Annotated in this window: 13 protein-coding genes; 9 read left to right on the top strand and 4 right to left on the bottom strand. The window is 52.4% G+C overall.

Annotated elements, in window-relative coordinates; genetic code table 11:
* Positions 1–10 precede the first annotated feature (10 nt).
* The 5 genes from Q0L26_RS03405 to pknB all read left to right on the top strand — a co-directional run bounded on the left by Q0L26_RS03405 (position 11) and on the right by pknB (position 7,525).
* Positions 11–1,273 (top strand): protein phosphatase 2C domain-containing protein, encoded by a 1,263-nt coding sequence (locus tag Q0L26_RS03405; protein ID WP_296647421.1) that lies wholly within the window; start codon positions 11–13, stop codon positions 1,271–1,273.
* Positions 1,270–2,640: an FtsW/RodA/SpoVE family cell cycle protein gene (locus Q0L26_RS03400; RefSeq protein ID WP_296647419.1), complete on the top strand. Its 1,371-nt coding sequence runs from the start codon at positions 1,270–1,272 to the stop codon at positions 2,638–2,640. Before Q0L26_RS03405 ends, Q0L26_RS03400 begins: the two co-directional genes overlap by 4 nt.
* Positions 2,637–4,085: a penicillin-binding protein 2 gene (locus Q0L26_RS03395; protein WP_296647416.1), complete on the top strand. Its 1,449-nt coding sequence runs from the start codon at positions 2,637–2,639 to the stop codon at positions 4,083–4,085. Before Q0L26_RS03400 ends, Q0L26_RS03395 begins: the two co-directional genes overlap by 4 nt.
* The gene (locus Q0L26_RS03390; RefSeq protein WP_296647413.1) at positions 4,082–5,455 is read left to right on the top strand and encodes a protein kinase; all 1,374 of its coding nucleotides are present in this window, start codon (positions 4,082–4,084) and stop codon (positions 5,453–5,455) included. Before Q0L26_RS03395 ends, Q0L26_RS03390 begins: the two co-directional genes overlap by 4 nt.
* 63 nt (positions 5,456–5,518) lie before the next feature.
* Positions 5,519–7,525 carry a Stk1 family PASTA domain-containing Ser/Thr kinase gene (pknB, locus tag Q0L26_RS03385; protein WP_296647410.1) on the top strand — a complete coding sequence of 669 codons (2,007 nt, stop codon included), beginning with the start codon at positions 5,519–5,521 and terminating at the stop codon, positions 7,523–7,525.
* Positions 7,526–7,547: 22 nt separating this feature from the next.
* Here pknB and Q0L26_RS03380 read toward each other — a convergent pair whose 3' ends face one another.
* Positions 7,548–8,201, bottom strand: coding sequence for a gamma-glutamyl-gamma-aminobutyrate hydrolase family protein (locus Q0L26_RS03380; protein WP_296647409.1), 654 nt, complete (start codon positions 8,199–8,201; stop codon positions 7,548–7,550).
* Positions 8,202–8,259: 58 nt separating this feature from the next.
* Here Q0L26_RS03380 and Q0L26_RS03375 point away from each other — a divergent pair, with 58 nt between their 5' ends.
* On the top strand, positions 8,260–8,511 hold the full coding sequence (locus Q0L26_RS03375) for a cell division protein CrgA (protein ID WP_296647406.1): 252 nt from the start codon (positions 8,260–8,262) through the stop codon (positions 8,509–8,511).
* A 68-nt stretch (positions 8,512–8,579) separates the two neighbouring features.
* Here the strand turns inward: Q0L26_RS03375 and Q0L26_RS03370 are convergent, their stop codons facing one another.
* Both Q0L26_RS03370 and Q0L26_RS03365 read right to left on the bottom strand, forming a co-directional pair.
* Complete coding sequence (locus Q0L26_RS03370) at positions 8,580–9,251, bottom strand: rhomboid family intramembrane serine protease (protein WP_296647403.1); 672 nt, start codon at positions 9,249–9,251, stop codon at positions 8,580–8,582.
* Positions 9,252–9,255: 4 nt separating this feature from the next.
* On the bottom strand, positions 9,256–9,786 hold the full coding sequence (locus tag Q0L26_RS03365) for a peptidylprolyl isomerase (RefSeq protein ID WP_296647400.1): 531 nt from the start codon (positions 9,784–9,786) through the stop codon (positions 9,256–9,258).
* Between the two features lie 42 nt (positions 9,787–9,828).
* Between Q0L26_RS03365 and Q0L26_RS03360 the strand changes: the two genes are divergently transcribed.
* Genes Q0L26_RS03360 through Q0L26_RS03350 form a run of 3 tightly spaced genes read left to right on the top strand, consistent with a single transcriptional unit; the run spans position 9,829 to position 12,194 of the window.
* Positions 9,829–10,113 carry a hypothetical protein gene (locus Q0L26_RS03360; protein ID WP_296647397.1) on the top strand — a complete coding sequence of 95 codons (285 nt, stop codon included), beginning with the start codon at positions 9,829–9,831 and terminating at the stop codon, positions 10,111–10,113.
* The gene (locus Q0L26_RS03355) at positions 10,103–11,155 is read left to right on the top strand and encodes a hypothetical protein (RefSeq protein ID WP_296647395.1); all 1,053 of its coding nucleotides are present in this window, start codon (positions 10,103–10,105) and stop codon (positions 11,153–11,155) included. The genes Q0L26_RS03360 and Q0L26_RS03355 overlap by 11 nt, the downstream gene beginning before the upstream one ends.
* A 22-nt stretch (positions 11,156–11,177) precedes the next feature.
* Positions 11,178–12,194, top strand: a complete 1,017-nt coding sequence (locus Q0L26_RS03350; protein WP_296647392.1) for a Gfo/Idh/MocA family oxidoreductase — start codon at positions 11,178–11,180, stop codon at positions 12,192–12,194.
* On the opposite strand, the gene Q0L26_RS03345 is transcribed toward Q0L26_RS03350, so the two are convergent.
* Positions 12,172–12,420, bottom strand: coding sequence for a hypothetical protein (locus Q0L26_RS03345; protein ID WP_296647390.1), 249 nt, complete (start codon positions 12,418–12,420; stop codon positions 12,172–12,174). The genes Q0L26_RS03350 and Q0L26_RS03345 overlap by 23 nt on opposite strands.
* Between the last annotated feature and the right edge of the window lies 1 nt (position 12,421).

Genomic DNA, 12,421 nt, shown 5'->3' with positions numbered 1-12,421 from the left:
GAACATCCAAGTGCCGATTAAAACCCTGAGCTACGCGGGCTCCGACATTGGTCGGGTCCGTTCGAGCAACCAAGACTCGGGTTACAGCGGTTACAACCTGCACTTCGTGGCTGACGGCATGGGTGGTCACGCCGGCGGTGACATTGCCTCGGCACTTTGTGCACAGCGCATTGCTCGAATCGACTCAGTTTTTGAGACTCCCGAAGAGGCAACCAAATCACTCATCGATGTGATTTGGGAGGCCAACGGAGTGCTGGGCGAAACCGCTCAGGCTCACCCTGAACTTGCCGGAATGGGTACTACCTTCAGTGGCATCATTTTCACCGGCGACAAAGTCACAGTGGGCCACATCGGTGACTCAAGAATTTATCTGTGCCGTGACGACAAGGTCACCCAGATAACCGTTGACCATACCTTTGTTCAGCGTTTGGTTGACACCGGCCGCATCACCGCCGAAGAAGCCTTGGTGCACCCCCGTCGTTCAGTTTTGATGCGCGTGCTCGGTGATGTTGAAGATTTTCCTGATGTAGACACCCAGGTTCTCGAAACTCTTCCGGGTGACCGCTGGATGCTTTGCTCTGATGGTCTTTCTGGTGTCGTTCCTGAGCACATCATGAACGGAATTCTGACTTCAAAGATTGGCGCCGACGAAGCTACCGAGCTTCTAATTGGCGAAGCTCTTGAATTCGGTGCGCCAGACAACGTCACTGTTGTGGTGGTTGATGTTGTCAGTGCAGCCCTAAAGACCGACTTTGTTGCACAACCAACTTTCGTTGGTTCAAGCGCAAACGACATTGTGATTGATGAGCGCAAGGGTCGTCGCGTTCTTCGAGTTTTGAACCCGCTACACATTGCCGATTTGTTCAGAAAGCCTGAAGACCCAGCCGGTTATGTTCCTGAATCTGACGAATACCTCGAGAAGATTCTTCGCGAGACTCGCAACCGCATTCGTTGGCGCCTGATTCGTCAGATTTCAACCCTGTTCTTGATTGTTGCACTTTCAGGCCTCCTGATTTTCAAGGCCTACGAATACACCCAAACACGTTTCTACATTGGTGTTCAGAACAACCACGTCACGATTTATAAAGGAATCAAAGAGGCGCTCGGCCCATTGAAGTTCTCTTCGGTTTATCAAGAAACCAACATCAACTTAGATGATTTGAGCCCCTACTATCAGCATCTGCTCGAAAGCAGCATCTCGGCCGAGAACATTGAAGATGCCAGCCGCATTGTGGCAACCATCGAAGCCACCGTTTCTAAAGAGGCCAAGTGAACAGCGCCGTAGCCGCAGCTCTACCGAAGATTGTTCGGGTGGTTCCGCGCAGCCGAAACATTGAGGCCGCGCTGTTGCTTTTTGCGATTGGCTTGAACGCATTTGAGCTTTGCCAGATTCAACTTTCAACGCTCGAAATTCTTACCTTGGATGTGTTCAAGTACCTGTTGCCACCTGCAATTCTGGCTCTGGTTATCCATGTAATTTTGCGCAGACGCGCAAGTGAAGCCGACCCGATGATTCTGCCGATTGCGTTGGCTCTTAACGGGCTTGGCATCGCGATGATTTACCGCCTAGACCTAGCCGCAATCCGAAGCGGCGGCACCGAGCTGTTTGCTGACAAGCAAGTTATCTGGACAGTCATTGCAATGGCAATCGCCGCGGCAGTGATCATCCTGGTGAAAAGTCACCTGTTCTTGCGTCGATATGTTTATGTCTCGATGGTCGTCGGTATCGTGCTTTTGATCTCGCCAATCATTCCTGGCCTTGGCAAAAACATCAACGGTGCTCAACTGTGGATCTCAATTGGCGGGCTTACTTTTCAACCGGGTGAGCTAGCAAAAATTGCGCTGACCGTTTTCTTTGCTGGTTATCTGGTGACCCGTCGCGAATCACTGGCAATCGTTGGTCGAAAGATCATCGGCATTCGCATTCCGCGAGCGCGCGAGCTTGGGCCAATTCTGATGATTTGGGCCGCCAGCCTTTTGGTGTTGGTGTTGCAGCGCGACCTTGGAACATCCCTGTTGTATTTCGGCATCTTTATCGTGCTGGTTTATGTGGCAACCGGTCGCTCGATTTATGTAATTGTCGGCCTAACCATGTTCTTCACCGGAGCCTTGGTTGCCGGCCGACTAATGGAATATGTCTCAGGGCGAATCGGCTCTTGGCTAAATCCATTTGCCCCAGAAAACTATGACGCGGTTGGCGGCAGCTACCAGTTGGCCCAAGGAATCTTTGGCATGGCCCACGGTGGACTGCTCGGCACTGGTCTTGGCGGAGGCGTTCCGCAGTTGGTTCCGCTGGCCGAGAGCGACTTCATCATTGCCTCACTGGCCGAAGAACTTGGCCTAATTGGCCTGTTCGCAATCTTGTGCCTCTATCTATTGCTGGTTGCCCGCGGTATTCGCATTGGTTTTAATCACTCGGATGATTTCTCAAAGCTCTTGGCCACCGGACTATCTTTCGTAATCGCACTTCAGTGCTTCATCGTTATCGGTGGCGTAACCCGAGTTGTTCCACTAACCGGTTTGACCACTCCGCTACTTGCCGCCGGTGGTTCATCACTATTGGCTAACTGGATCATTGTTGGTTTGCTCTTGCGAATCTCAGACACCGCTGACCGCGGCGAAAAGCAGGTGGCCGCATGAACCGCGAACTAAAGCGCGTCAGCGTATTCATCACGGTGATGTTCCTAAGCCTGTTTGTTGCTGGCACTGGAATTCAGGTGATTAGCGCCGGTGACGTAAGCGACGATCAGCGCAATGTTCGCGCCATTTATGACAGCTATAAGACTCAGCGAGGCGCCATTCTGGTTGACGGTCAGCCAATCGCCGAGTCTCTGCCGAGTGATGACGTCTACCAATACACCCGCAAATATTCGAGCGAGATGTATTCGTCGGTTACTGGTTTCTTTAGCCTCTATCAGGGTGCGACCGGTCTTGAGTCAGCGAGCAACAGCTACCTCACCGGCCAAAACTCATCGCAATTCTTCGAGCAGATCAGCGCCTTGCTTTCTGGTAACCCGGTTACCGGTGCATCGATTGAATTGACCATCGATCCAGTGGTTCAAAAAGCTGCCTGGGATGCCCTCGGCAATAAAAAGGGTGCCGTAGTTGCCATCGATCCGAGCACCGGAAACATCCTGGCTATGGTTTCTAAGCCAGCATTCGATGCCAACGAACTTGCCGTTCACGATGGCGAAGAATCGAACGCAAATTACAAGGCTTTGCTTGAAGACAAAAATGGCCCACTGCTAAACCGTGCCTACAGCGAGCTTTATGCACCTGGCTCTGTTTTCAAGGTGATTGTGGCTAGTGCCGCTATCGAGAGCGGCCTTTACACCGCCGAAAGCACTTTTCCGAACCCAACTAAGTTCAAACTTCCGGGCACAGACACCTATGTGATGAACTCAGGCGAAGGCAAGTGCGGTAGTGGCAAGAATGTGAGCATCGCCGATGCGCTGCGCCTTTCTTGCAACGTGCCGTTCGCGCAATTGGGCATCGCACTTGGTCAAGACCGCATTCGTGCCCAGGCTGAACTTTTCGGCTTCGGCAAGAACCTAGAGTTTCCGATGACCTCAACCGCGAGCGTTTACCCAAAGGGCATGGATGAAGCCCAGACCGGTCTTTCAGCTTTCGGCCAGTTTGACGTTCGCGTCACCCCGTTGCAAATGGCCATGGTCAGTGCGGCAGTTGCCAAAAAGGGCGTGCTGCTCAAGCCAAACCTGATCGAGAACGTGGTCACTTCAAATCTTTCAATCCTGAATCAGCCAACCCCAGAAGTTTTCTCACAACCGATGTCTGAAGCGACAGCGGCAATTGTGCGTCAAATGATGGTTGGCGCTGTTGAGCGCGGAGTCTCGGGGAACGCGCAAATCAGTGGGATTGAGGTTGCCGGCAAGACCGGCACAGCGCAAAACGGTAAGGGTGAGCCATACACACTTTGGTTCACCGGATTCGCTCCAGCAAACAATCCAAAGGTTGCAGTTGCTGTTGTGGTCGCCGATGGTGGGGGGCTAGGTCAGTCAGGTCGAGGAAACTCGCTTGCTGCTCCGATTGCCAGAAAGGTAATGGAGGCGGTGTTGCGTAAGTGAAGCCAGAAGAAGGCCAGACCTACGGCGGCAGATACAAACTAATCAGCCGAATTGCAATTGGCGGCATGGGTGAGGTTTGGCATGCCACGGATGAAATCATCTTGCGAGATGTAGCCATCAAAATTTTGAAGCAAGAGTTCATGGGTGACCCAGGATTCTTGGAGCGATTTAGAACCGAAGCGCGTCACGCTGCCATGGTTAACCACGAGGGCATTGCCGATGTCTATGACTACGGTGAGTCCGGCGGTTCGGCCTACCTGGTTATGGAGCTAGTTCCAGGTGATTCGCTTGCGCGCATCCTTGAAATTGAAAAGTCACTGCCAGCCGAGCGAGTGCTCGACATCATTGCTCAAACTGCTCGTGCACTTTATGAAGCACACCAGGCTGGCTTGGTTCACCGTGACGTAAAACCCGGAAACCTCCTAATCACGCCTGAGGGTCAGGTAAAAATCACTGACTTCGGAATCGCCCGCGTTGCCGACCAGGTTGGCCTAACCGCTACCGGTCAGGTTATGGGAACAGTTCAGTATCTCGCTCCAGAGCAAGCCACCGGAAAACCCGCGACCCCGTCTACTGATATTTATTCACTAGGCATCGTCGGTTACGAGGCTCTTGCCGGCAAGCGACCATTCACCGGAACCTCGCAGATGGAAATCGCGATGGCGCAGATCAACCAGTCGCCGCCGCCACTGCCTGACACTATTGACCCTCGAGTTGCCAACCTGATCATGTCTTGCTTGGCAAAGAAACCAAATCAACGCCCTGAAAGCGCATTGGCTTTGGCAAAACGTGCTGAGTCACTGATGTCATCGGCACCAGCTGATTCTGCTGCGACCCAACTCTTGACCACACCTCGGGTCACAGATGAAACTGCCGTGATTGAAGTGAGCACTGACACTGCACCTGGTCAGAAGCCGCCTGCAGTTTGGCCTTGGCTTTTGGTCATTGGTCTGCTTGCCCTGACCGCAATCTCGGTTGTGGTTGCCATTGTCATAACCTCTCTTCAGCCAGACGCAAACCCGAGCCCAAGCCCGAGTGCAACAAGTTCAGCCTCGCCGAGTGCAACTCCAAGCCCTACCTACACCGGCCCTAAGAATGTTGTAGTTCTGTTGGCTGAGTTACAAAACCGCAAGGTGCAAGACGTCTCGGCTGAGTTGAGCGGCCTTGGCCTGAAAGTCACTGCCGTGCCAGGTCTTACCGTGCCTGCCGGTGACTCACGAGTCATGACGGTTTACGATGCGTCGCCTGCCGGAAGCATCCCAGTGGGTACCGAAATCACCATCACCTACTATGTTGCCGACACCTCAACACCAACCCCGAGCCCGAGCATTTCGCCAAGCCCGAGCCCAAGCCCAACCGCCACGCAGTAGCCAGAATTGGCAAACTGCTAATCACTAGACTTAAGACAACGCTGAACACGAGTGGAGCATGAATTGACTGAGAACCAGCGCATTATCGCCGGCCGTTATGAGGTAGGAAGCCTCATTGGTCGAGGTGGCATGGCCGACGTTTACGAGGGTGTCGACACCCGACTCGGTCGCACTGTTGCGATTAAGTTGCTCAAGTCTGACCTAGCCAACGACCCTTCTTTTGAAACTCGTTTTCGCCAAGAGGCACAGGCATCAGCACGCATGTCTCACCCAACCATCGTTCGTGTTTACGATGCCGGCGAAGAGACCACCAAAGACATTCACGGCAATGAGCACAAGTTTCCGTTCATCATCATGGAATACGTTCGTGGCGAATTGCTTCGAGACTTGCTGCACCAGCGTCGCCTAACCAAGCAAGAAGTTCTCGAGTACACCAGTGGCGTGCTCACCGCCCTTGAGTTCTCGCACCGCGCCGGTGTAGTTCACCGCGACATCAAGTCGGCCAACATCATGATCAATGAGGCCGGCCAGGTTAAGGTCATGGATTTCGGAATCGCTCGTGCGGTTTCAGATTCTTCTGCAACCATGGCGCACACCAGTGGAATCGTTGGCACCGCTCAATACTTCTCACCAGAGCAAGCCAAGGGTGAGACAGTTGACTCGCGCACCGATCTTTATTCAACCGGTGTCTTGCTTTATGAAATGCTTACCGGTCGCCCGCCATTCAAGGGTGAAACCGCAGTTTCAGTTGCTTACCAGCACGTTTCTGAGGCTGTAATTTTGCCTTCGACATTGGATGATTCCATCTCACCTGAGATCGACCAAGTTGTGATTCGCGCGCTTGCTAAAGATCGCGAAGAGCGTTTTCAGACAGCTGAAGAGTTCCGCGAGCACCTAATTGCAGCATTCAACGGTTCTCCGGCCACCGAACTTCAAGCCGCTGTTCAGGCTGCTCCAGTTGTTGAGGCAGAGGCTCCGGTTGAAGCCGATGCATCAGACCTTTCATCAATCGAAGATCTTTTTGCCGAACCGACTGTCGAAGAAACTCCGGTTGCCAGCGCAACTGACTTGACTGAGGTCATGGATGTCGCTGATGACGACTTCGAAGCTCTATTGGGCGGTGCCGGTTTTGATCGCACCACTGCGATTACCACTCCGCCAATTGACGTAACCGCCAAGGCAGAAGCTAAGTCTTATGAAAAGCCTGCGAACTACACCGCAGCCGGCCCAGCTACCAATCCGTTCAACACTTTGGGCATTGAGTTGCCAAGCAACACCGGGCCATCAGCACTGATGGCAAACCTGACCCGACCATCCAAGAATGTTCTTTGGGGTGTCGGTTCTGGCATCGTGGTGTTGCTAATCGGACTCTTGGTTTGGCTAGTAACTATCAGCAATGACACTGTGCCTATCGACCCCAATGGCGGCGGAATCTCAGTTGCTGACGTTTCTAACCTGAGCTATGACGTTGCGTTCTCAACCTTGACCGAGCAGGGTCTTCTGGTTGCCAAGGTGATGGAGGCCAGCGACACAGTGCCGGCCAACAGCGTTATTCGCACCGACCCAGCCCCAGGCACCAAGGTTGCCAAGAACACCACGATCAGCCTTTATGTTTCTAGCGGTGCAAACACGGTGAAGGTGCCTAACCTTGCCGGCATGACCGAAGCCGATGCAAAAACCGCACTTGAGGCGCTAAAGCTTGTGCTTGGAACAATCACGCAGGCAAACAGTGCAACCGTGCCGAAGGGCCAGGTAATTGAATCTGCTCCAGTTCTAAACTCGCCGGTTGCCGAGGGCAGTGCTGTGAACATTGTGGTTTCTGACGGTCAGGTAATGCTGCCGAACGTGATCAACCTTGGTCTTGCCGCTGCGCAAAAGGCAGTATCGGCTCCGGGTATTGGTTTGCCTTACACAAGCCAGGTTGAACTTGGCTGCACCGGCAAACAAGGAACCCTCGTTGTTCGTCAGTCTCCTGAGCCAGGCTTGGTTCCGCAAGGCACACCGGTCACGCTATTCCTTGAGTGTGTTGGCGCAGCTGCCGTTTCGCCTTCGCCATCACCTACCCAGTAGGTTTTAGATCGACAAGCTTGATTTAGAACCGAACCATTGGGCTAAGCGATTTTGCACGCTCGGCTGCGCCTTTTAGGCCAATCGACTCGAGCCAGTTTCCGAGCATTTGATAACCGCCCTGGGTTAGCACCGACTCAGGGTGAAACTGCACTCCATAAATTGGCAGGGTCTTGTGCTGCAAACCCATAATCACTCCGCCCTTTGAGTTTTCACCCTTGGCCGTGCGACTAGTGACAATTAAATCTTCTGGAACGGTTGAATCGACCACTGCAAGCGAGTGATAGCGAGTGGCTGTGAAGGTGTTTGGAACGTTCTGGTAAATCAAAGATTCGTCGTGGGCAACCTGAGAGGTCTTGCCGTGCATTAGCTCTTCGGCGCTCGTAACCGTTGCACCCATTGCCTCTGCGATCGATTGGTGGCCAAGGCAAACGCCAAAAACTGATTGGCCCGTTTTGAGTGCTTGTTTTACCACTGGGATGCTCAAACCCGCTTCGGCCGGAGTGCCTGGGCCTGGGCTAAGCAGCACGGCGTCATACTTGGCTAGCAATTCAGGAAGATCGGCTTCACTCACGATGTCGTTGCGCAAAACCTCAGTCTCTGCGCCTAGCTGCTGCAGATAACCGTTAAGTGTGTAGACAAAACTGTCGTAATTGTCGAGTACCAGAATCTTGACCATGTTGAGTTAAGCCTACTTCGCAATGCGACAACAGGCCTACTCCCGCTAGAATTGGGGCATGTCTGAAAAGAAACTAAAGGCCCCAAAGGTTCGCGCCGAGCGCCGAGAAGAACAGGTCAACCCTGCATGGTTCAAACCAACCATGTTTGGTTTCATGCTTTTGGGTCTGGTCTGGATCATCACCTATTACGTGACCAGCGCACAGTTTCCTCTAGGTGCCGGCACCCCGTGGAACCTTGAGAACTGGAACATTCTGATTGGTTTCGGAATCTCGATGGTGGGCTTCATGATGGCAACCCGCTGGAAGTAATTCAGCCGTGAATTTAAAAATCCGCCCAACTTTTTGGTTGGGCGGATTTGTTTTAAGCCTTAGCTAAATCAGAACGACAGCATCGACCCGGAAGTTATTTGTTGCAGTCGATAAATCGCCAACGCAATAAAAATAATGACGATTACTACAACCGAAATCTTTTGAGCGGTTTGCTGCTTTGGGCCACGGGTGTTCGCATAAACCGAAGCAACTGCGCCTCCGGCAAGCAGACCGCCAACGTGCGCCTGCCAGCTGATGCCCGGCAAGATAAAGCCGATAACAAGGTTTAGTGCAATTAGACCAACCATGCCTTGTGAGCTGCCGCCAAGTGAGCGAAGAACTACAAGATATGCCGCCATCAAACCAAACACAGCTGACGAAGCGCCATACACAAAAGTCATGGCAGGTGCCAAGAACATAACTGCGACTGATCCGCCAAAAATAGAGATCAGATAAAGCGCGGCAAATCGAACTTTGCCAAGCATCGGCTCAAGCACCTGGCCAAAGATGTAAACCGAATACATGTTGATCAACAGGTGAAACGGCAGGTCGGGGCTGTGAATGAAGCCAGCGGTGATGGCTCTCCATGGCTCAGAAGAACCCATAGCCAGCGGAGTGAATACCAAGCGGTCGGTTAGGTAAAGCCCAGGAACCAGCTGAAGTAGCCACAACACCACGTTCAATAAGACAAGCGCCGTGGTTAGCGGCGCTTGTCTGTATGAATTACGAAGAAAATTCAAAAAACTAGATCTTCTCGATGGTGATTGACTCGATGATCACGTCAACAAGTGGCTTGTCGCGGCTGTCGGTGTCAACGCCTTCAATCTTGTCGACAACCTTCTTAGAAACCTCGTCAGCAACTTCACCAAAAACGGTGTGCTTGCCGAAAAGCCAAGTGGTTGGAGCGGTGGTGATGAAGAACTGTGAACCGTTGGTTCCCGGGCCAGCGTTAGCCATAGCCAACTTATAAGGCTCGTTAAAGTTCAACTCTGCGTTGATCTCGTCGCCGAACTGGTAACCAGGGCCACCCATTCCGGTGCCGGTTGGGTCTCCACCCTGAAGCATGAACTGAGAGATGATGCGGTGAAAGATCACGCCGTTGTATAGCGGCTTGTTGGTCTGAACCACGCCTGAACGTGGGTCTTTCCACTCGATTTCACCAGTTGCTAGACCCTCGAAGTTTGCAACGGTCTTAGGTGCGTGGTTACCGAAAAGGTTGATTTTGATGGCGCCATGGTTTGTGTGAATGGTCGCTACTGAAGTGTGTGCAGTCATTCTCTTATTCTCTCACGGCTTGGTCTCTGGCAGACTAGAGGCATGGCTAAGAAAATGAACTGGCACGACCTTCTCGAGGTACTCCCCGATTTTGGCGACTACTTTGACGACGCCTGGGATACCTCCCGTCGCCAAGGCAAAAAAGTAGCCAAGCGAATTGCCAAAGAGGCCAAGAATCCGGTAGTCGGTTGGGTTGCAATTGGTTTGGTTGCGGCAACTGCAGCTGTTATTGCTTATTCGCTGCTGAAGCCTGAAGACAAAGAAGCTGCTGAAGATTCTGAGTGGATGCCGGTTGAACCCGAGACTGATTCAGAGGATGCCGAATAAGCGTTCGCTAGGCGAGATGCTGGTTTCGGCCAATCGTGGTCGAACGGTTCAAATCGATGCCGATAAAGTTTCTCGCGGCAATTTTTTCACTACCGATGCGGCTTGGCTAAATCAGCCGGTGCGCGAATTCTTGTCATTCGCCTTTCTCAATCAAACCTCTGCAGGCCAAGTTGCCTCGGTTCTCGACCCTTTCGCTGGTGATGGTCACCTACTTGATTTAATTGCGGGCGAATACGGCATCCGTGTTCATGGTCTTGATATCTCGAACGACCTTTGGCCTAAGAATGACTCGCTCAAGCAGGTGCCAAACTCTGAGAAGTCAGTGATCGTGACCAACCCGCCCTACCTCGCTAACCACTCGGCTAAGCGCAAGGGTGTGAATTCATTGGTGGCCAGCTATTTCAAGCAGGGCTACGACAATCTCTGGAAGCTCGCTCTAGATCGCTGTCTGGCGTCAGCCGATTATGTGGTTGCCATTTTGCCCGAGACCTTTTTGCTTTCGACTTTTGCCAAAGACCGACTTGCGGTTATCTCGGTAATCGAAGGTGAGCTTTTTGATGACACAGATGCCCCTGCGCTGGTGGCATGTTTTGGTCCGGCAGGGGTTGAAGGAGCCGGAAATGTTTTTATCAATGAACGACTCATCGGCACGCTTAGCCAAATCATGAGCTGCCGTGGCAAAGGTGGTCGCCGTGGAAAACCAGCTGTGTTCAATGTTGCTGATGGCCGAATCGGCCTGAGGGCAGTTGACGGTGCTGACGGCAAAACCCCAATTGTTTTCATGCTGGCCGAAGATTTCGATTACCCGGCAAATCGAATCAAAGTTAGTTCAAGACTCATGACTTACATCGAGTTGCCGACGCTGGCCGACCAAGATCTGCCAGGCTTTGTGGTTCGTGCCAATAAGTTACTGAACGAAATTCGAGAGCAATCTCACGACCTGGTTTTGGCGCCTTTCAAAGGAAACATGAAGACTGGTCGCCGGCGCCGTCGCCTCGATTATGAATTAGCGCGAGAGATTATTTCGAGGTCTTTGTCTTAACAAAGTGGCATACAATCAACTCATGATTAGTCTGCCAAAGCCAAACATCATCGACCCTGCATCAGTGCCTTCATTGCGCTGGGGTGTGATGGGTGCCGCCGGAATCGCTGAAGCTTTCGTTTCAGGCGTTCAAAAGCACACGCAACAGCAAATTGTTGCCGTGGCCTCTCGCACACCTGGCAAGGCTGAAGATTTCGCTGCAAGATTCGGCATTGAATTTCATGACAACTATGAAGACCTTCTTGCGCGCGAAGACATCGACGTGGTTTACATTCCAACGCTGCCAACCCAACACCGCGATCACGCACTTCAGGCAATTGCAGCTGGCAAGCACGTGCTGATTGAAAAACCAATCACCTTGGATGTCGAAGAGGCTAAAGAGATTTTTGCTGCCGCGAAAGCTGCCGGAGTTTTGGCAATGGAGGCGATGTGGACTCGCTACCTCCCTCAGTACGACATCATTCGCCAGGTAATTGCCGATGGAACTCTAGGTGAAATCGACATGGTGAACGTGAGCATGTGCCAGGCGAACCTAGAGATTCCTCGTCTCTGGAAGAAGGGCCACGGTGACCCGTTTTTCGACATGGGTATCTATCCGGTGAGCTTCGTTCAAAGCTTCTTGGGAAACCCAAGTTCAATCACCGCGCAAGGCGTTCTTCACCCGAATGGAATCGAAGAAGAAGTTTCAGTTCAGTTGAACTACGAATCTGGCGCCCGTGCCTACATCCTGGTTTCAGCGCGCGCATCTATCACCGGCATCGGGCAAGTTGCCGGATCCAAGGCCAAGTTGACTGTGGGACCTGAATTCTGCATTCCTTCATCGGTGGCCATTGCCGATGTTGATTTTTATGCTCAACCTGAGCTTTGGGTTGACCCAAACAAAATCGGGCATGAGGGTCTCTCATATCAAGCCACTGCCATGGCTAGCTTCATTGAGCAGGGGCTACTTGAGTCGCCTCACGAATCACACGCCGACTCAATTGCAAACCTCGAAGTTTGCGCCGAAGTAATTCGGCTTATTGGCGCCGAGATCGTCTAAGCGAAATAATCAGCGCAACTGCGCCAACTAGAGCGGCAATTACCCCGCGTTGGTCAATTGCCACTGCAACATAGCCGCCGAGAATCATCGAAAACAGGGCAAGGATGATCGCAAAGCTGCGATTGCCCTCGGCTTGCCGGGTAATCAACGCAAGCACCAGTGAACCAAGTGACAGCATTGTGAAACTAATTACTGTGAAGAGCGCCAAATAGGCAGATTCATCCATG

This window comes from Rhodoluna sp. (genome assembly GCF_024641065.1).
In the GTDB taxonomy this organism is placed as follows: Bacteria; Actinomycetota; Actinomycetes; order Actinomycetales; family Microbacteriaceae; genus Rhodoluna.
This window is presented reverse-complemented; position numbering and strand designations above follow the sequence as displayed.

What these genes read in the sequence shown, in the direction of transcription:
- Q0L26_RS03395 (WP_296647416.1), top strand. Translation starts at nt 2,637, where the DNA reads ATGAACCGCGAACTAAAGCGCGTCAGCGTATTCATCACGGTGATGTTC.
- Q0L26_RS03380 (WP_296647409.1), bottom strand. Translation starts at nt 8,201, where the DNA reads ATGGTCAAGATTCTGGTACTCGACAATTACGACAGTTTTGTCTACACA.
- Q0L26_RS03375 (WP_296647406.1), top strand. Translation starts at nt 8,260, where the DNA reads ATGTCTGAAAAGAAACTAAAGGCCCCAAAGGTTCGCGCCGAGCGCCGA.
- Q0L26_RS03365 (WP_296647400.1), bottom strand. Translation starts at nt 9,786, where the DNA reads ATGACTGCACACACTTCAGTAGCGACCATTCACACAAACCATGGCGCC.
- Q0L26_RS03360 (WP_296647397.1), top strand. Translation starts at nt 9,829, where the DNA reads ATGGCTAAGAAAATGAACTGGCACGACCTTCTCGAGGTACTCCCCGAT.
- Q0L26_RS03355 (WP_296647395.1), top strand. Translation starts at nt 10,103, where the DNA reads ATGCCGAATAAGCGTTCGCTAGGCGAGATGCTGGTTTCGGCCAATCGT.
- Q0L26_RS03350 (WP_296647392.1), top strand. Translation starts at nt 11,178, where the DNA reads ATGATTAGTCTGCCAAAGCCAAACATCATCGACCCTGCATCAGTGCCT.
- Q0L26_RS03345 (WP_296647390.1), bottom strand. Translation starts at nt 12,420, where the DNA reads ATGGATGAATCTGCCTATTTGGCGCTCTTCACAGTAATTAGTTTCACA.